Raw genomic sequence first — 18,998 nt, forward strand, 5'->3', positions numbered from 1 at the left:
GCCTCGAGATGAACCCGCATTGTACCTGAGTTTGTCTCCCCCCGCCTGCCTAGCAATACTCGCTTTGTTTGATTTTTGATCGTTTGTGGACAAAGGTGTGAATTGCGTTGATAAGCGATGATCGTAGCTAAGGATCCACTACATATAGTATGGATCCAGGATAAGCTGTGCATAACTTGCTATCGGGATGAGTACCGCCTGGTTTTCAGGCATAAAAAAACCGGCCAACGGGCCGGTTTTTCTTCACGAAACCAATACAAGGATCAGGAGGCGCTATAGCGCATCGCCAATGGCTTGCTTTAATTTCTTCATCGCATTTTTTTCTAGTTGTCGCACACGCTCTGCGGAGACTTGATAATGCGTTGCCAAGTCTTGCAACGTTGCCTTATTGTCCTCTAACCAACGAGCACGAACAATATGCTGACTACGTTCATCCAAGCCTGATAACGCATTCGCCAAGCGACGATTAGCGTGCGCTTCCCAGTTTTCTGCCTCTAGAGACTCGGCAATATCTGAGCTTTTGTCCTCTAGGTAGTAAACCGGCGCCATTGGGCCATTTTCACGCTCATCGTCTGCCGATGCGGGCGCTTCAAAGGTCGGATCTTGTGCCGCTAAACGGGCTTCCATCTCACGAACTTCTGACGCCTCAACGCCAAGTTGCTCCGCGACCATATTCACTTCGTCGTTATTAAACCAACCCAAGCGCTTCTTATTTTTACGTAAGTTGAAAAACAGCTTACGTTGCGCTTTGGTCGTTGCCACTTTAACGATACGCCAGTTACGTAATACGTACTCGTGAATTTCGGCTTTGATCCAATGGACAGCAAATGACACCAGACGTACGCCAACTTCAGGGTTGAAACGTTTGACCGCCTTCATCAAGCCAATGTTGCCTTCTTGAACCAAATCCGCGATGGGTAAGCCGTATCCGGTGTATCCACGGGCGATGTGAACAACAAAACGCAAGTGAGATAAGATCAGCGACTTTGCCGCCTCCAAATCACCATGATAATGGAGACGCTCGGCCAGCGAATGCTCCTCTTCCGCGCTGAGCATAGGGTGGCTGTTAACCGCTTGCAGATAACCATCGATGTTACCTTGTACAATCGGTGCCAATGCGTTCATCTCTTTTGTCATTCAAACCTCGTTTCCGAATCGTCGAAGACCGAATTGCTATTAAGCATGCAAAAATATACCCAAGCGGGGGAAAACTGCAAGCCCTGATGTCTCTCTCGTTGTTCTATGACCGTATTACCCCTATACAGGTTCAATCTCTTTTAAGTGACGGCGCGTCGCCAGCAAGGCAGCGCCTACGCCAAGCAAAACGGATCCCATCAATAATAGCAAAGACTCATCCCAACTCAGTCCGCTGAGGGTAAAGGGCTTGTCATATAGCTGTGCAAATTGGTGGACGGCACCATCCATCAGCCACGTATTCATGGCAGTGAGAATCCAGGCCACGACTGCGGCTAAACTCCCCAGCCAAGCCCCCATGTATAAATAGGGACGCAAAATAAAACTGTCCGTTGCGCCCACCATTTTCATCACCTGGATCCGGGGTTGATGATGCAGGACCTGTAAGCGCAGCGTATTCCCGACCAGCAAAACAACAGCCGCCAGCATTAAAATAGAAAATAACCACGCCATCGTCATCGCCAAGGTCTTTATGGCATCAAGACGCGCGAGCCAGTCGGTATCGAGCCGCACTTCAGCGACCTCATCCCGTTGCCTTAATTGCTCTGCTAATCCACTCGCGCGATCCGACAGTGTCCGAGTGCTGTCATTGTCAGCATCTCCCCTGGGAACCACCACGATCACGCTGGGAAGAGGATTGTCCTCCAATAAAGTGACCGCTTGATGAAAGCCACGCTGCTTTTTAAGCGCGGTCATGCCTTCAGACGGTGACACATAGGTGACGCTATCAATACCTGGCCACGTTTTCAGTGTGTCCGCCAGCGCCTGTCCCTGTTGCTCAGATTGTGTCGGCGACAAGAAAACATTGATCTCTGCTGGGCTTTGCCAATGCGCACTTACCGCGACCACATTTTTAGCTAGCAAATAGAAGGTCGCCGGCAAAGACAAGGCAACGGCCAACACCATCAGCGTGAGTAAATTACCCATCGGACGCTGAAAAAGATCACGCCAAGCCGTCAATGCGTGACGTTGCTGGGTCTGAATAAATGATTCAGCCATGCCCCACCTCCGCTAAGCTTCCGTGTTGAAGGTCAAAGCGCCGTAAATGGTTGTATTGTTCGAGCAGGCTGGTGTCATGCGTTGCCATCAAGATGGTCACCCCGACTTGATTGAATAAGCGGAATAATTCCATAATTTGCGCAGACAACGCCGCATCTAAATTTCCGGTCGGCTCATCAGCCAACAGCACTTGGGGACGATTGACCACCGCACGCGCAATCCCTACCCGCTGTTGCTCACCACCGGACAGTTGTATGGGGTTACAACGCGCTTTATCAAGCAAACCAACTTTATCGAGCGCGGCTGAAACCCGCTTTTTGATTTCATTGTCTGACTGCTGCTCAATCCGTAAGGGCAAGGCGACATTTTCGAACACGGTCGCGTCCATCAGCAGTTTATGATCTTGAAAGATAATCCCTAAATGACGACGCAAAAAGGGAATATCTTGACGCGGGAGGCGCGATATATCGTGGCCGTTGAAATAAATATGTCCATCACTGGGACGCTCAATGGCACAAATTAGTTTCAACAAGGTGCTCTTCCCTGCGCCTGAATGACCCGTGAGCAGGGCCATGTCGCCTTTAGGCAATTCAAAATTAACCTTTTGTAAGGCCTGACGTCCCCCGCGATAGGCTTTGCTGACTTGCTGAAACTGGATCACGGTTATTCCTCCCGGCTAAACAGCGCCTCGATAAAGTCATTGGCGTTAAAGGTGCGTAAATCTTCAATGCCTTCACCGACACCAATATAGCGAATCGGAATATTAAATTGTTCAGCCACCGCAAAAATCACCCCGCCTTTTGCGGTGCCATCTAATTTAGTGAGGGTAATACCGGTGATCGGTGCTATCTCATTAAATAACTTGGCCTGACTGATCGCATTTTGCCCGGTGCCTGCATCAAGGGTAAGCATCACTTCGTGCGGGGCACCTACGTCCAGTTTTTGCATCACACGGACAATTTTGCGTAGCTCTTCCATCAAGTTGGCTTTGTTTTGCAAGCGTCCGGCGGTATCGGCAATCACCACATCGACATTTCGTGCTTTGGCCGCTTCAATCGCATCATAAAGCACAGACGCGCTATCAGCGCCGGTATGCTGGGCAATCACGGGCACGTGGTTACGCTCACCCCAAGCTTGCAGTTGTTCAACGGCGGCAGCACGGAAGGTGTCACCGGCGGCTAACATGACCGATTTGCCTTGATCCTGAAATTGGCGTGCCATTTTGCCGATCGTGGTCGTTTTACCCACGCCATTAACGCCAACCATCAAGATCACATAAGGCTTTTGATCCGTCAGCACCAAGGGTTGCTCAACGCTTTCCAGCATGTGCGCCATTTCTTGTTTGAGAATGCCGTACAGGGCTTCACCATCTTTGAGATCGCGACGGCTGGCCTTATCGGTGAGGTTATCAATGATTTTGGTCGTGGCTTCCATCCCTACATCAGAGATCAGCAACTGTTCCTCAAGCTCTTCAAATAGCTCTTCATCGATTTTCTTGCCGCTAAACAAGCTAAAGAAGCCGGAGCCGAGGTTGGTTTTGGTTTTTTGCAGGCCACGTTTTAACCGCGCAAAGAAGCCTTCACGTTGCGGTTTTTCGCGCACCGCTGGCTCTGGCTCTGGCTCTGGCTCTGGCTCTGGCTCTGGCTCTGGCTCTGGCTCTGGCAAGCTACCCGTGTTGATTTCGCCCTCAGGTGCAAGGCTTTCTTGTTGATTTTGTGAAGCAGTTTCAACAGACGTATCCGTCGACGTCACTGACGCCACCGTATCGTCCGCCACGTCTGGCGAATGCGTTGATGATTCTTGTTCTGGGTCCGGCTGTGCCTGGTCTTTTTTACGACCCAAGCCCAACCATGACATAAATCCACGTTTCTTTTTTTCTGCCATTGGCAAATCCTAAAGCATGCTTGATACAATCAGCGGCACAATACCGAATCGGCATAGTCTACCACCTTCTTAACGGTCAAAAAATCTATGGTTAAACGCGCCAACCGCAAACCCTCATCGCCTACCCCTTCTCGTGGGGTTGGGTCTGTCCGTATTATTGCTGGCCGCTGGCGTGGCCGTAAGCTTGCGGTACAAGACGCGCAAGGGCTCCGCCCCACCACTGACAGGGTGAAAGAAACCGTTTTTAACTGGCTCGCGCCTTATTTGCCAGAGGCTCGCTGCCTCGATATTTTCGCAGGAAGTGGCGGACTCGGCTTTGAAGCGCTCTCTCGTGGCGCAAGCTGGGTCCATTTTTGTGAGAAACATCCCGCGGCAGCCAAACAATTACGGGCTAATGTAGATCACCTTGGGGCGCAAAACGCACACATTGATTGCGGCGATGCGCTCGCCCTACTTGCCACCGCCCCCAAAGACGGTCCGTATGATATTGTGTTTGTCGATCCGCCTTTTCATCAAGGCCTACTCGAGGACACCTTGGCCGCGTTAGACGCCAATCATTGGCTTGCGCCAAACGCCTGTGTTTATGTCGAAGCCGAGAGTGATTTAGAGGCTTGTCAGATCCCCGCGCATTGGCACTGTCACCGTGAAAAACGCGCAGGACAAGTCAACTACCGGTTATATTTTACTGAACCCGATCATTAAGCAAACAAGACCCGTGAGAGAAAAACTATGAAAGTGTTAATCTTATTGGCGAAAGCCGCCATCGTCTTTGTGTGGCTGGTGTTGATTGCCAATATTGTCCATCCTTTTCCTGGTGTCGCCGCCATGGCACTGTACATCATGACGGGCTTTTTGTTAGTCATGCACGGCTTACAAATGCTGATCTTTTTAGGGGCCTTTGGCGATAAAGTTGCCATGAGCCGCTGGGAGAAGTGGTCAATTCTGATTTTTGGGATCTTTGCGCTGCTCGATATTCGCCGTAAGTATATGGTGTAACGCAATCACTCGCGACTATGCTGGCACTGCCAGCATAGTTCAAAGCTACCGGCATTCTCTTCACCGCATGCTTGGCAAATCCAATGGGTGTGACTTTGGGCTTCGTATTCCTGTAGCAACGTCCGCGCCTGAGTCACCTTTTCTGGCTCGACCCACAAGGTGACCCCCTGAACATCCGGGGGTAGCTCTCCCACCGCGGCACTCAATGTTTCACCTTTTAACACACAATCAATCTGGTGGCTGACCAGTAGCCCTTTTAGGCTGTGTGCTTCTAAGAGGTTCATCGCTTGATAGACTTGCTCCATGGTTATCCTCCTTGGGCGATCACCACCGAGGCGCTAATCAATGCTTGCGCCAAAAAGTAACTCGACATCACCATCGCTTGTGCTGCACGGAACTCACCTTTAAAACGCGCAAAAGCAAGCACCGTATCTGAGAACATGAATAATATTGCTCCCGCTAACGCCATCCCTGCTGCGAGAGAATGGGTGTTCAACCAGTACTCGCCTGCGGCCCATACCATCTGTGTGATCACGGCAATATAGATAGCAACCGGTAAGGCAAAACGCCCAAGGTTGGGAAGTAGCAAAAGAAAAACGATCACCCCAAGGCCTGAGAGCATGGCGGGTAACCACCACACCATGTGGCCGTCAAATTGCGCCCAGAACGCAAATATATAAACGAGATGTGCGAATAAAAAGCTGGTTAACCCATGGACAAATCTGTCTTTGGGTAGCATTAAAAAGACATCACCGACCACTGACAGTAATAGTGCAACGAATACCCATTGCGCATAATGGGAGACGCTAAGGTGTGCACCAACAATGAGCATCAGCAGCACAATGGTCAGCGGTTTAAAAAGATAAAACTGCCAACGCGGGCCCCGGTAGGCTGCGGAGATATGCAGCAGTCCAGAACAACAGACAGCGAACCAGCTCCACATGATTATCATTCCTTTCACAACAAGGACGCCAAGTCTAGGCAGGCTAGCGAAGATGTCCAGTGTACCTTGATAAGAATAAGATCCAGTTTAAAAAAATCGTAATGTTAACGAGGCGGTGACAGTCGCGGCGAGTCGTTCGTTAGCCGCTCCACTGCGGCCAAACTTGCGCGTAAAAACCTATCGCCCCGGCGGTAAACAGCAGAATAAGGGCAGCAGCAAGGCGCCATATTAAGCGGTTGCTTCGCGGTACCAGTTCCGACTCACAATACTTGCTTACCGATATAAATTTACGCATATCATCGACTTGGTAACCGTCTTCATGCACCACTTTATTCCTAATGGTCGCCACGAAGCGCAGCTTTTTGACCACATCATGGGGAAGCCGTTTTTGACTGCTGTCGATAAGCTGGTGGAGCCCTTTCCCTTCCGCGTGATAGTGCTGGCGCAGTAAGCTTTCTAGGCGCTTACTGTGCTTAATAACCACTGCTACATCATCCATGATCTCTCTCCTTGCTGGCTCACTGCCATCTTTCTAGTATGACGGTTTTTACGCCCTTTAGGGATTCGCGATTTCATGATTGGGATCTGACTCCGTATACATGCTTTCAATTACTTATGACTGCTTTTATCGCAAAAAGTGTCATCCACTAGGGAACCAGCCACGCGGTGATGCGCTGACGCTGTAATAATGCCGTTATCAACGCCGCGCCTGCAAACGCATAAATCGTCAGAGCCGGGATCCATAGCCACGATGGCGACAAGGTCGGCCAGTATGCACGCACCGGCCAAAGGAAAATCGGATGAATCAAATAAATGCCGAGGCTATAACGACTTAGCGTGGCCACCCATGATGGTGTGGTTCGTCCCTGCCGCCACTGCCGAACCGCCAAAAAGACCGCGGCGCTGATCAGTACCGTGTTGATCGTCGTGTAAGATAACCAGCCTTCGGTGATATAACGCTGGTATTGGATACTGGTACCAAGCACATGGTATCCGGTCATTCCCACGGCGAGTAACCCTAAAACCCACCAAAGAGGCCGCGCGCGTGGGTAATAATGAAGCCAAAACCCCAGCCACAAATAACCGCCATAAAGAATAAAGTCATTCCGCCACCACCCCTGCGCGCCCGATAAATACCAGGCGGTGACGCCCATCCACGCAAGCCCCACCGCCGCCACGCCCGATGCCGGTAAATGCGCGACAACGGGACGCAGTATCGGAATCCAAAGTAATAGCGGGATGTAATAGTAAAAAAAACCCAGATGATAATAGGTCTCATGGTCGGGCGCAGCGTGTAATGTTTGCGCTACCGTCTGCCAAGAAAAGCCTTCAGCAGTGAGTCCAGATAAGCCCGCGAACAATAGCGACCAAAGCACAAAAGGCACCACCACTTTCATCACCCGACGCTGAATAAAGTGTCTAAGCGTGAACCGGTGCGAGGACGACAACAGCAACACCCCTGAAATCATAATAAATATAGGGACCACCCAGCGGCTGGCGCTATTGAGTCCAACCGCCACGCTCCAATCTGATAAAGCGATCTGCCCAATTTCAGTGCGATACGGCCCCAAGACATGAATCGCGACCACAAATAATGCGGCCAACACGCGAAGTACATCGAGATACGCAATATGCCCTTGATGTTGCGCTGGTTGCATTTGTTAACACCTTTAACCATCTGAGTGAACAAGACGAACTTCATAATACGCCAAATTGCCGTCAAAAGACGCTCATTCACGACAACTTACAGTCAAGTATGTCAATTTTTATGCCGAAAACTAGCACACAGATCGGCTTATTACGTTAAAAGTTAGCATTTAATGTTGATATTTGGTTTAAAAAACAATTAACATCCGGCCTTCTTTCCCATTGACGGGAAGTGCAGTACTAACATGGAGACGAATGACATGCACTCAAACACCTCCGAGCAACGGGGCGGCCCACATAAACGCACGCTGTTTACGCGTTTTCTCGATACCGTCGAGTGGCTCGGCAACTTATTACCCCATCCTGTGACCTTATTCGCAATTTTCTGCGTCGCTATTCTGCTGGCATCGGGTGTCGCCGGTTACTTTGATGTTTCAGTGGCGGATCCGCGTCCAGAAGGCGCAAGCGGGCGTGCCGCCGATGGCATGATCTACGTGCAAAGCCTGCTTAATGCCGAAGGTTTGCAAATGATCGTCACCAATTTGGTGAAAAACTTTACTGGCTTTGCGCCATTAGGCACCGTATTGGTTGCTATGTTGGGTGTCGCAGTAGCCGAGCATTCTGGCTTACTCTCAGCATCAATGCGTGGTTTAGTGATGGGCGCCTCTCGCCGTACCGTCACCTTTACCATTGTCTTTGCCGGTATTATCTCTAACACCGCCTCAGAGCTCGGTTATGTGGTCTTAATTCCGCTCGCGGCGATGATCTTTCACTCGTTAGGCCGCCACCCACTTGCCGGCTTGGCAGCAGCATTTGCCGGGGTGTCGGGCGGCTATTCAGCTAACTTATTGCTGGGTACCGTCGACCCATTGCTCTCCGGGATCACCGAATCTGCTGCACAAATGATTGATCCCGAGTACACCGTGGGCCCAGAGATGAACTGGTACTTTATGTTTGTCTCCACCTTCTTTATTGCCTTTGTCGGCGCCTGGATAACCGATAAGATTGTTGAGCCTAAGCTTGGACCTTATGACCAAAGCCAAGCGTCTGAAGACATTTCTGCGGCCTCGGCCAGTAAGCTTAATGATGACGAAAAACGCGGCCTGCGTAATGCGGGGATTGCGGTGCTGATTGTCAGTGGTATTTTAGCACTCACCATTGTCCCAGAGTGGGGAGCACTGCGTCATCCCGAGACCGGTGACGTGGCGGGATCTCCGTTCTTGAAAGGGATTGTCGCCTTTATCATGGTGTTCTTCGCGGTACCGGGTATCGTGTTTGGTCGTACGGTTGGTACCATCAACAACGATCGTGATGTGATTGACTCGATGTCGAAATCGATGAGTGCGATGGGGATGTACATCGTACTGGTGTTCTTCGCCGCTCAGTTTGTCGCCTTCTTTAAGTGGACCAACTTCGGCCAAGTGATTGCCGTCGGCGGCGCAGACTTTCTGCAAACCATTGGTTTAACCGGCCCTGCGTTATTCTTTGCCTTTATTTTAATGTGCGGTCTAATCAACCTATCGGTGGGATCTGCATCGGCACAATGGGCGATTACCGCACCGATTTTTGTGCCGATGTTAATGTTGGTGGGGTATGCACCAGAGACCATCCAGTCCGCTTATCGTATCGGTGACTCGGTCACCAATATCATTACTCCGATGATGAGTTACTTTGGGCTGATTTTGGCGGTAGCTTGCCGCTATGTGAAAAACCTGGGGATTGGTACCTTAATAGCCACCATGCTGCCTTACTCGATGATCTTTATGGTCGGGTGGAGCATCTTGTTCTATGTGTGGGTTTTTGTTCTCGGTTTACCGGTCGGCCCGGGCGCTGAGACGTATTACAACTTTAACCAATAATCGTCTTTGATTCTTTACCAGGCAAGCCGATCACGCTTGCCTTTTTTCCCTCTTAAGTGGGATTTTCATCCTTCCTCGAAGACGGTTATAGTAACGCTATCTCAATGATGGTAGCCAACAAATGACAACTCTTGCCGACAGTCAGGACCAACCGGCTTGCGACGCTCACTCTCTTGCCCGCGAGGCACAACTGAGTGAGACGTTTAAACACAATATTACGCCCTTTTGGCAGCAACGTGAGCATGGATTTTTCCATGGAGAAAGTGGCTTGCGTCTGCATTGGTGTAGCTTTACGCACCCACAACACACGCGTGCAGTCGTGGTGGTAAATGGCCGCATTGAAAGCGTAATGAAGTACCAAGAGATCTTTTATGACCTCTTTCAAATGGGCTATGACGTTTACAGCTTTGATCATCGCGGCCAAGGTTTATCAGAGCGTTTAGTCATTAAACCGCGCGATTTGGGACATGTTGAACGTTTTGACGATTATGTCACCGATCTCGCGACCTTCATGCAAACCATTCGGGCCCATCGTCATTATGATCAGACCTTCATGCTAGGTCACTCGATGGGGGGCGCCGTTGCCACACTCTATGCGCATCAGTATCCGAACGCGCTCGCAGGATTAGCCATGACCGCGCCCATGTTTGGCGTACAAGTGAGTCCCTGGCTCGGCCGTATCGCGCCTTGGCTTTGTCGCTCGATGGCACGCTATCAACACCCACCGCGTTTTGGGCCGGGGCAAGTGGGCTATCGTCATGTGCCGTTTGAGCAAAACCGCCTGACTCACTCGCGAGCACGCTATGCCTGGTTTCGCCAGCTATATATCAACCAACCCCAGTTACAAATCGGTGGACCGAGCGCGCGCTGGATTGCCGAAGGCATGGCCGCAGGCGAACAATGCTTAGCGGTCGCATCACAATTAACGACGCCAACATTTATCTGCCAAGCTGGTGGCGAGCAAATCGTCTCTAATCCAGCCATGTCGCAATTTCATTTTTTACGCCAACAGGCCAATCAACCCAGCCAATGGCAGTTTTTTGCGGGGGCACGGCATGAGATCCTGTTTGAAACCGACACCCATCGTATTGCCGCTTTATCCGCGATACGCGACTTTTTTGATCGCCAATGCGAGGATCGCTAATGCAAGCTGTCGGCTCATCCATGGGGTCACTAAAAGCGGAAATCAAACAGTGATAGTGTTCCCTTTTTAACCGCTGCGAGTTGCAGTAGACTCAAAGGATACTGTGATTGTGATCGCCAAACTAATGAGGACATGATGTACAAACTTGTCGCTTCTGATCTAGACGGTACCTTGCTGACGCCTGAGCATCGTATCGCCCCCTATACCAAGCAAGTGCTGGAGCACCTTCATCAGCAAGGTATTCACTTTGTGTTTGCGACAGGTCGCCATCATGTCGACGTTGCTAGCATTCGTGAAACGGTTGGTATTCCAGCTTACATGATCACCTCGAACGGCGCCCGTGTGCACGACAGTGATAACCAGTTGGTTTACCAGCATAATGTTGACCCTGCTATCGTCGCGAGTCTGATTCAAGACGTCAAAGATGATGCAACTGTCACCATTCACTTATACCGTGATGATGAATGGCTACTGAGTAAAATGGACGAAGAACTCGCCCGTTACCATCAAGACTCAGGGTTCCAGGCCCGTGAATTTGACGTCGATAATCCCCCGGTTGATAACGTGGCCAAGATTTTCTTTATCCGCCATGATCATGACTACCTACTGCAGTATGAGCATCAATTTATTGAGCAGTATGGGGATCAAGTCAGCATTGCCTTCTCTACCCCTTTCTGTCTCGAAGTCATGGGGAGTGGGGTGTCAAAAGGCGCAGCCTTAGAGGCCGTCGCCCGCCGCCACCAGCTCAATCTCAGTGACTGTATTGCGTTTGGCGATGGCATGAATGATGTCGAAATGCTGAATGCCGCCGGCCAAGGGCTGGTGATGGCAACGGCACAGGCACGGGTAAAAGCGACTCTTTCAGACAAGGCAATCATTGGCAGCCATGCCGACGAAGCCGTCGCTCGCTATTTAAAAGCCCATTTATTGGATCAGTGACAGCTTCATTGGGCTTACTTTTGGCGCCAGCCTCGCTGTGGTTACTCCCCCACCATGGCGAGGATGGCCTGCCATTGCGTATCCGTCACCGGCATCACACTTAGACGGTTGCCTTTTTTCACCAAGGGCATCTCAGCCAGGGCCGGATTACCTTTCATCTCAGCCAAGGTAATTAACGGTAAATGACGCTGATAGGCCACATCCACCATAAACCACCTCGGTATCTGTGGCGTCGATTTCGGATCAAAATAGCCGCTTTCTGGCTCAAACTGGGTATGATCGGGATAACACGCACGCACCACGGTCGCCACGCCGACTACCCCAACGTGCTTGCAGGATGAGTGATAAATCAACACCTGATCACCGACCGTCACCTCATCACGCAGCATATTTCGTGCTTGATAATTGCGCACCCCTTCCCAGCATGAAACCTTTTGCTGCTTTAAGGTGTCTATGGAAAACGTATCTGGCTCGGTTTTAAATAACCAATAACGCATGCTAGCTTGCTCTTCATCCAATCCTAACGGCAATCTTGCCCGCCAGCTTGAATCGGCGCAAGTCTGTCTATCGCTTATCACAAGGAGTTTATCGTGCCATCCACTCGTCATCTGTTCGTGATTACCGCTGTGAGTGTGCTCAGTTTGGTGGGATGCAGCCAATCTTCTGGCCCTATAGAGCTTGGGCACCGTAGCGATGTCGTTGCCTCGGGACTCAGTCAGTCGCCAATTCCTTTTATGCAAAGCGGTCGTATCGCTGTGAGTCCCGAAACAGCCAGTTTTACCCCCTGCGGCAGCCAACAACAGTACTGGCTTGATTTAACCAGCGAACAGCGCGCGGCACTTGACCAGCATGAGGCGTCGGTTTATGCCGAATTTGAAGGCTTTATCACCCCTGTCTCTCGCCGAGGTTTTAGTGCCGATTACCCTGCCGCCGTCACCGTTTCGCGCTTAAACATGCTGACAAGTGAGCTAAAAGGTTGTGCTCAACCGCGTAATACTGTGCTGGCCGAAGGCAGTGATCCCCGACTTTGGTCCGCCGCGGTAGGAAAAGGACATGTAGCGTGGGAAAGTGACAATGATACCCAAGAGGTTCCCCTATCCGACTATCAGTTGGACGATGAACAGGCACAGTTTAGCAGTAAAGAGGCCGTTCTCACTCTCACCCTCAACGGATGCCAACAAAGCGAACACACCCTTTATGGCTGGCAGGCTCGTTTAAAAACAGCCCAAAATACCTTCCAAGGCTGCGCGGTTTTGCCTTCAGCCGACACCAGCCAGCATTGGACGGGCCAATATCAAGGCACCAGCCAGCACTCAGGCCAACCAACACTAACCACCCAACTGACGTTACTGCCTGACCACAGCGCCATCACCATCTATCACCCGCAAGGGGAAGCCGTGACTAAAGAAACCGGGGTTTGGCAGCCGGTCGCTAACAATAAGGTACAAGTGCTAACCACTCGCAGTGGCGAACAAATGGTAGTGTCTGAGCGTATTTATCAACGCAACGGCTTGTCCTTGACCGCAACCGAAGAGACATTTAATGGCAATACGTATCCTTTGGGCCCTGAAGGGTTAACACTTAAGCGTCAGGTCGATGGCGCGGACAGCAGACAACAATGACCTGGTATTCGTGGCTGGGCTTGCGCACAATAGCGCGCTATTAACCAAGGAGACAATCATGGCCCGTTCGCCCTGCCGCCAATGCGGTTTTACCTATCACTGTATCTGTCACTGCTATTGGCCGCTTGAAAGCCAATTGCAATGCGTGCTCGTGATGCACGAAAACGAAGCGGCGCGCCAATCCAACACCGGCAAACTGGTTAAAGCGGCGCTGTCCCACACTCAGATAGAGATTTGGCAACGCAAACAACCACCGCAAGCCTTGCTCGACAGCTGGGCGCGCGGTGATGTGTCACCTTGGTTGTTGTTTCCCAGTGATGATGCCGTCCCCGCAGATAGACTCTTCGCTGACCCGGCTCGGTCTGTCTCTTGCGAGAATAGGTTAGTCTCTTGCGCGGATAGTTCTGTCTCTTGCGCGGAGACGTTAGCCGCCACGAATGCGCCTCGCGCGCCGTTACAATTTGTGGTGCTGGATGCGACTTGGCAGCAGGCGCGAAAAATGCTCAATAAAAGCCCATGGCTCAATCGTCTGCCGCGGGTCAGTTTGCCGTCGACTGCGGCCTCGCAATATACGCTTAGGCGCAATCAGCCACCGGGACACCTGTGTACCAGTGAAGCGGTAAGTGCATTACTACGAAGCCAAGGCGACGTGAACGCCGCCACGCAGCTGGACCATTTTCTTGCCCACTTTATCAAGAGCTACGAGGCCGATCGCCACCATCACACCACACCGCTCCCCGTCCCCAAGGTGCTGACACCAAACACGTGAACAAAAAAACGCCGAGCACAGCGCGTTGCCATGCTCGGCGTTTAAGCGGTTTATAGGTTACAGCTTAAAGCGGCTGATCTCTTGCTCAAGGCTATGAGAAAGCTCGGATAACGTCGCGGCTTGACGCGCGGCTTCATCCGCTTCGGTCGATAGCTCATTGGACACATCGCGAATGCCCTCTGAGTTGCGGGTGATTTCCGAGGTCACGCTCGACTGCTCTTCCGCCGCCGAGGCAATTTGGGTGGCCATATCGCTAATTTGGCTCACCGCCGCGACAATTTGGCTCAGGCTTTCATGCGCAACGCTCGCCTCATCGACACTGGCATGTGCCCGTTGTTGGCTATTTTGCATCATAGTCACCGCTTTACCGGTCGCCTGCTGCAAGGTATCAATCATTTGCTGGATTTCGGTAGTCGAGGCATGGGTGCGTTGACTCAAAATACGCACCTCATCGGCCACCACCGCAAAGCCTCGGCCTTGCTCGCCCGCACGCGCCGCTTCGATCGCGGCATTCAACGCCAACAAGTTCGTTTGTTCGGCCACACTCTGAATGGTCGATAAGATACTCGTGATGCTGTGCGCGTGTTGATCCAACTCACCAATCACACCGGTGGCCGCCTCGACGTCATGCGCCAACTCGGTGATAGCGTGTTTGCTTTTCTCTACCTGCTGGCCGCCATCGTTGGCAACGCTTTCGGTCTCTTGGGCGGTGCGGGCGGTGTTATCGGCATTGCCGGCAATATCTTGGGTCGCCGAGGCCATTTCATGGATAGCGGTTGCCACCATATTGATTTCATCTTGCTGATGACCAATACGGGTAGAGCGCTCTTCGGCTTGTGCCGCGGTCAGCTCGGCTTGTTGCTTGAGCGAGCCAGACAGCTGGCGCAAATGCGACACCATGGTGTGCATGTTGCCGACAAAGCGGTTGAAGTTATTGGCCAGTTTACCAATTTCATCATTACTGTGTGGCTCAAGGCGCTGGGTTAAGTCCCCTTCACCGGAGGCAATTTCTTCTAGCGCAGCGGACACATTGAGCAAGTCACGGAACAACACATGCATCAACCAAGTCACAGCACCGGCCACCAGCAAGGTGATAACGAGGGCTGTCAGTATAAGATCGAACAAGGCATCACCCTGGCTGGCGTATTCGGTGCGCTTATCCAGTTCAATCGCCAGCACCCAATCGGTGTTGGGAACCGAGGCAAAGTAAAACAGTTTATCGACCCCATCGACAGGCAATTCCACCAGCGATTGCTGTGCCAACGCCTGACGCACGCGGTTTTCATTCAGCTCAGGAGACAGGCTGCTATACGGCTTTAGCAAGCGTGCTTTGTCTTTGTGGGCGAGAAAAGTGCCGTCAGCGCCTAGCAGCATCGCGTTCGCATTTTTGCCCACTTTCAATTGGGTCACATCGCGGATCAACTGGTCAATCAACACATCTGCGCCCACAACACCGATCAATTCGCCATTGCGACGCACCGGCTCGGCCAAAGTCACCAGCATCGCACCGGTAATCGCATCACTGTAAGCGGTGGTAATCATCGGGCTACCTGCGCTCACGGCTTGTTTGTACCACGGGCGAAGACGCGGGTCATAGTCATCGCGGTTGCGCTCTGGGCGCGAGCGATACATGGCACCTTTTGGGGTACCAAAGTAGATATCGTCAAACCCACCGGCCTCGCGCGCTTGCTGTAAATAGCTCACACGATGGCTACTGCTGGTGTAATCGGTAAAGGCACTGGTGATATCAGCACGGATTTGCACCCAACCGCTGATCGATTCAGTCGCCGCATCGGCGATACCACTGACGCGGCTATAGATGCTCGACTGGGTTTGGGCTTGAATCTGGCTTACCGCAAGCCAGGTGAGAAAGGCGGCCATCAGCAATACAGCAGATAAGCATGCCCCAATTAATTTTTGTTTTAGTGATAACTGCATGGGAACGGCTCTCAAAGCAACGACAGGTTAATTCCAAACTCCCCGATAACCGAGGTAGCAATAGTGAACAGCCGTCACCCCGTCCCTAGGGTACCGCGAGCTTATCCAGCGCGTCGCGGGTTCACAGCGCCGGATAGTTTTTATCCGACATGGCAAGCGCGCGCTAATGTAACAGCGCGCAAGAAAGATTGCTATTTTTTAGACAAAAAACAGTCAACTAGAGAAGAGTTAGAATCAAGATCACATAAACTAATCATTGCTTATGATACGCAGTTTGTTGTAAATAACACAAAAGCAAGCATCTGAGGATTGGGGATTCCTCGCAAGACCGACAGAAACGCGGCCTATTGGCGGACCTCAATAATAACTCGGCTATCTGCATATGAATCAATCAGCGCACCTATCTTTTTCGTATTCTCTGAGTCGAGAAACGCATCCCATTCATCCAGAATCAAGTGACCCGAGCTATTTTCCAGTAACCACTGAATACTCTTGGCGGAGTACATACCATCAGACAGTATTGCTGAATCATCCCAAGGCCACAGTAAGCGCTTAGACGGGTTGAAGTAGAGATAATCATTTTTGGCACAGAGGTGCCTTAAGAAAGAAGTTTTTCCAGATCCGTTTTCTCCAACAACGCGAAAACGGCCCTCCTGCGCTTGAGCAAGGTTCACGGTATCAACGCTCTCGTTATCTTTAAGGATCGCGATATTCCATTGTGGCTGGTAAAGCGGCTTATTTTTCGAAAACACGTCATCACCGACAGCTGGCCTTTGATAGACGGAAAAGAGATTAACAAGCTAACAATATCCGACGCAGAATTTAAAAGATGATAAATGCGTGTGAGGTTAACAATCGACGCCACCTTTACCTCCATCGGGACACTGCTAGACGTAAAAATGAACAGTAATACACAGGAAGTTGGCGCAAGCGCGAGCAAGGAAGAAACCAACAATGCCTTATACCTAAACACAGCCTCTTTGATTCTCAGCCCTAAGTATTTCGCTTTCCCTTCCTCGAACCGCGTTTGATAAGCCAATGCATTCACCGACGAACCAAAATGTACATTGTCATGGATAGTCGATAACGTTGACGTCAGTGATGAACCCGCTTTATGGGTGGTGACGGCGTTATTTTCCAGATGCGAGGAAATGAGTTTATTGAACCCCAAGATAAGCAGCACACTGATCATAACGCTGACAAAAAAACGCCAATCAATAAAAGCGGTGATCATTAGCAGACTCAGGAAGAAGTTGAGCCCAGACGACATCCCCCAAAAGGCATAGCCAATAAAGTCAGAAATCGCACTCTTTCCCTGAGAAACGTACACGCCCAGCGTATGGTCGACTGTGCGACTGTCAGTGCAAGATTGATAGCGTTTAGTCGCGGATTGCCAAAATCGACTCAGTGATTCACACAACCACTTTTCTTTATACACATCAGAAAAGTAGCCGATTATATAGGGAAGAATCATCGCGACAATGTAGAGGAATACCCAGAGCTTCAATGCTTCATAATGTTGATTAATTTCAAGAATATAGCCTGAAACCATCACAGAGGCGAAAATAGAAAAAGCAATCGATGACTGGTGAAGCAGCACAAATAGAAACGTATAGAGCGTGTTTTTATTCGATACACCACGGCATATCTCTCTCACGCTTAGAAAAGAAATCACTCACCACTCCTTGGCTCTACTTAAGGAAAAACGGGGAGTCTTCATCCTTTATCCCCCCCGCAGCAGATTCTCTACGTGATTAGCGATTAAGCAATAAATTCAGTAAGATAATGTGCATCCAAGCGTGTTTTTTTATACATACTGCCCGGCTACCCAGCCGGAGCTCCAAGCCCATTGAAAGTTATAGCCACCGAGCCAGCCGGTGACATCAAGTACTTCACCGATAAAATACAGGCCGGGAATATCTCGCGCTTCAAGAGTTTTAGAGGAAATTGCGTGGGTATCCACCCCACCAAGCGTCACTTCTGCGGTGCGGTAACCTTCAGTGCCATTTGGGGCAATGGACCACTGGTGAAAGTAGTAATGAAGCTGATCGAGCTGCTTGTCATCGAGCTGCTTGAGCGGTTTATCCGGCAAGCTATCGCGCGCAATCAAGACCTCGACCAAGCGTTTGGGGAATAGGCGAGACAGTGAGGTTTTTAAGGTTTGGTTGGGGTGCTTATCACGCATGGCTACCAGCACGTCTTTTAGCGACTCACTGGGGAGTAAATCGATGGTGACCGCTTCGCCCGGTTGCCAAAACGAGGAGGTTTGCAACACCGCCGGTCCCGATAAGCCGCGGTGGGTAAAGAGCAGGTTCTCGCTAAAACACACCCCAGACTCGGTGGTGATCGAACATGGCACCGACACCCCGGAAATATCGGCAAAGCGCGTTTTGTCTTCTTGATGCAAGGTATACGGCACCAAGGCGGCGCGAGTGGGCAGCACCTTTAAGCCAAATTGTTCGGCAAGCTGGTAACCAAAGGGGGTGGCACCAAGCTTGGGCATGGAAAGGCCGCCCGTGGCGACTACCAAAGACTGGCAGCGTACCGGCTCACCATTGAGTTTGAGGCGAAAGCCGGTTTCTTCTTGCTCGATATCATGCACTTCACAGCGATAGCGTTGACTGATGGTGGCTTGGTCGCATTCGGCCAAAAGTAGGTTAACGATATCTTGGGCGCTGTCATCACAAAACAGCTGGCCATGGTCACGCTCGTGATAAGCCACGCCATGGGTGGCCACCAGACCAATAAAGTCCCATTGGCTGTATTGCGCCAATGCGGATTTGACGAAGTGCGGGTTCTCACACAGGAAATTATTGGCGGTGACGTCATAGTTGGTGAAATTGCAGCGCCCGCCGCCCGAGATCAGGATCTTGCGGCCCGGCTTTTTGGCATGGTCCACCACCAAAACGCGGCGGCCACGTTGGCCGGCTTGTGCCGCACACATCAATCCGGCGGCACCGGCACCAATCACAATTACATCATACTCAGTCACACGCTTACCTGTTTATTCTCTGCTCACCCTGTGGGAGCGGCATTGTAGCAGCCCGCACGTGAGCGGCAAGCG

Annotated in this window: 20 protein-coding genes; 7 read left to right on the plus strand and 13 right to left on the minus strand. The window is 51.1% G+C overall.

Annotated features, from left to right (window positions below; translation table 11 throughout):
• Positions 1-273: 273 nt before the first annotated feature.
• The 4 genes from rpoH to ftsY form a co-directional block, all read right to left on the minus strand.
• The gene (rpoH, locus tag HLG76_RS02150) at positions 274-1,137 is read right to left on the minus strand and encodes an RNA polymerase sigma factor RpoH (RefSeq protein ID WP_021022237.1); all 864 of its coding nucleotides are present in this window, start codon (positions 1,135-1,137) and stop codon (positions 274-276) included.
• 120 nt (positions 1,138-1,257) lie between these two features.
• The gene (gene ftsX / locus HLG76_RS02155) at positions 1,258-2,193 is read right to left on the minus strand and encodes a permease-like cell division protein FtsX (RefSeq protein WP_077461461.1); all 936 of its coding nucleotides are present in this window, start codon (positions 2,191-2,193) and stop codon (positions 1,258-1,260) included.
• The gene (gene ftsE, locus HLG76_RS02160) at positions 2,186-2,854 is read right to left on the minus strand and encodes a cell division ATP-binding protein FtsE (RefSeq protein WP_077576383.1); all 669 of its coding nucleotides are present in this window, start codon (positions 2,852-2,854) and stop codon (positions 2,186-2,188) included. The genes ftsX and ftsE overlap by 8 nt, the downstream gene beginning before the upstream one ends.
• A 2-nt stretch (positions 2,855-2,856) precedes the next feature.
• Entirely contained in the window at positions 2,857-4,077 is a 1,221-nt protein-coding gene (gene ftsY / locus HLG76_RS02165; RefSeq protein ID WP_175992988.1) for a signal recognition particle-docking protein FtsY, read from the minus strand.
• Positions 4,078-4,164: 87 nt separating this feature from the next.
• Between ftsY and rsmD the strand changes: the two genes are divergently transcribed.
• Together rsmD and HLG76_RS02175 are read left to right on the plus strand one after the other, a co-directional pair.
• Positions 4,165-4,779, plus strand: a complete 615-nt coding sequence (rsmD, locus tag HLG76_RS02170) for a 16S rRNA (guanine(966)-N(2))-methyltransferase RsmD (protein ID WP_021022234.1) — start codon at positions 4,165-4,167, stop codon at positions 4,777-4,779.
• Positions 4,780-4,806: 27 nt separating this feature from the next.
• On the plus strand, positions 4,807-5,073 hold the full coding sequence (locus tag HLG76_RS02175; RefSeq protein ID WP_175992989.1) for a DUF1145 domain-containing protein: 267 nt from the start codon (positions 4,807-4,809) through the stop codon (positions 5,071-5,073).
• A 5-nt stretch (positions 5,074-5,078) separates the two neighbouring features.
• On the opposite strand, the gene HLG76_RS02180 is transcribed toward HLG76_RS02175, so the two are convergent.
• The 4 genes from HLG76_RS02180 to HLG76_RS02195 all read right to left on the minus strand — a co-directional run bounded on the left by HLG76_RS02180 (position 5,079) and on the right by HLG76_RS02195 (position 7,674).
• On the minus strand, positions 5,079-5,378 hold the full coding sequence (locus HLG76_RS02180; protein ID WP_021022232.1) for a DUF2007 domain-containing protein: 300 nt from the start codon (positions 5,376-5,378) through the stop codon (positions 5,079-5,081).
• Positions 5,379-5,380: 2 nt separating this feature from the next.
• Entirely contained in the window at positions 5,381-6,016 is a 636-nt protein-coding gene (locus HLG76_RS02185) for a lysoplasmalogenase (RefSeq protein WP_077461877.1), read from the minus strand.
• Positions 6,017-6,155: 139 nt separating this feature from the next.
• A complete protein-coding gene (locus tag HLG76_RS02190; RefSeq protein ID WP_077461876.1) occupies positions 6,156-6,515 on the minus strand; it encodes a DUF4145 domain-containing protein in 360 nt (119 codons plus the stop codon).
• 148 nt (positions 6,516-6,663) lie between these two features.
• On the minus strand, positions 6,664-7,674 hold the full coding sequence (locus HLG76_RS02195) for an acyltransferase (protein WP_077461875.1): 1,011 nt from the start codon (positions 7,672-7,674) through the stop codon (positions 6,664-6,666).
• 249 nt (positions 7,675-7,923) lie between these two features.
• On the opposite strand from HLG76_RS02195, the gene HLG76_RS02200 reads away from it, so the two are divergent.
• From HLG76_RS02200 to HLG76_RS02210, 3 genes are all read left to right on the plus strand, one after another.
• Positions 7,924-9,522: an AbgT family transporter gene (locus tag HLG76_RS02200; protein ID WP_077461874.1), complete on the plus strand. Its 1,599-nt coding sequence runs from the start codon at positions 7,924-7,926 to the stop codon at positions 9,520-9,522.
• Positions 9,523-9,643: 121 nt separating this feature from the next.
• The gene (locus tag HLG76_RS02205) at positions 9,644-10,666 is read left to right on the plus strand and encodes an alpha/beta fold hydrolase (RefSeq protein WP_077576388.1); all 1,023 of its coding nucleotides are present in this window, start codon (positions 9,644-9,646) and stop codon (positions 10,664-10,666) included.
• A gap of 135 nt (positions 10,667-10,801) precedes the next feature.
• Positions 10,802-11,605, plus strand: coding sequence for a Cof-type HAD-IIB family hydrolase (locus HLG76_RS02210; RefSeq protein ID WP_077461872.1), 804 nt, complete (start codon positions 10,802-10,804; stop codon positions 11,603-11,605).
• A 41-nt stretch (positions 11,606-11,646) separates the two neighbouring features.
• On the opposite strand, the gene HLG76_RS02215 is transcribed toward HLG76_RS02210, so the two are convergent.
• Positions 11,647-12,102, minus strand: a complete 456-nt coding sequence (locus HLG76_RS02215) for an EVE domain-containing protein (protein WP_077773521.1) — start codon at positions 12,100-12,102, stop codon at positions 11,647-11,649.
• A 93-nt stretch (positions 12,103-12,195) separates the two neighbouring features.
• Between HLG76_RS02215 and HLG76_RS02220 the strand changes: the two genes are divergently transcribed.
• Both HLG76_RS02220 and HLG76_RS02225 read left to right on the plus strand, forming a co-directional pair.
• Positions 12,196-13,227, plus strand: coding sequence for a hypothetical protein (locus HLG76_RS02220; protein WP_175992990.1), 1,032 nt, complete (start codon positions 12,196-12,198; stop codon positions 13,225-13,227).
• Positions 13,228-13,285: 58 nt separating this feature from the next.
• Positions 13,286-13,996 carry a tRNA-uridine aminocarboxypropyltransferase gene (locus HLG76_RS02225; RefSeq protein WP_175992991.1) on the plus strand — a complete coding sequence of 237 codons (711 nt, stop codon included), beginning with the start codon at positions 13,286-13,288 and terminating at the stop codon, positions 13,994-13,996.
• A 57-nt stretch (positions 13,997-14,053) separates the two neighbouring features.
• Here HLG76_RS02225 and HLG76_RS02230 read toward each other — a convergent pair whose 3' ends face one another.
• The 4 genes from HLG76_RS02230 to HLG76_RS02245 form a co-directional block, all read right to left on the minus strand.
• Positions 14,054-15,934 (minus strand): methyl-accepting chemotaxis protein, encoded by a 1,881-nt coding sequence (locus HLG76_RS02230; protein WP_175992992.1) that lies wholly within the window; start codon positions 15,932-15,934, stop codon positions 14,054-14,056.
• 344 nt (positions 15,935-16,278) lie between these two features.
• The gene (locus HLG76_RS02235; protein WP_175992993.1) at positions 16,279-16,608 is read right to left on the minus strand and encodes an ABC transporter ATP-binding protein; all 330 of its coding nucleotides are present in this window, start codon (positions 16,606-16,608) and stop codon (positions 16,279-16,281) included.
• Entirely contained in the window at positions 16,605-17,609 is a 1,005-nt protein-coding gene (locus HLG76_RS02240; protein WP_175992994.1) for a hypothetical protein, read from the minus strand. Before HLG76_RS02240 ends, HLG76_RS02235 begins: the two co-directional genes overlap by 4 nt.
• A gap of 132 nt (positions 17,610-17,741) precedes the next feature.
• The gene (locus HLG76_RS02245; RefSeq protein ID WP_175992995.1) at positions 17,742-18,926 is read right to left on the minus strand and encodes an NAD(P)/FAD-dependent oxidoreductase; all 1,185 of its coding nucleotides are present in this window, start codon (positions 18,924-18,926) and stop codon (positions 17,742-17,744) included.
• Between the last annotated feature and the right edge of the window lie 72 nt (positions 18,927-18,998).

The sequence above is a fragment of the Salinivibrio sp. EAGSL genome, from assembly GCF_013366455.1.
Taxonomy (GTDB): Bacteria; Pseudomonadota; Gammaproteobacteria; order Enterobacterales; family Vibrionaceae; genus Salinivibrio; species Salinivibrio costicola.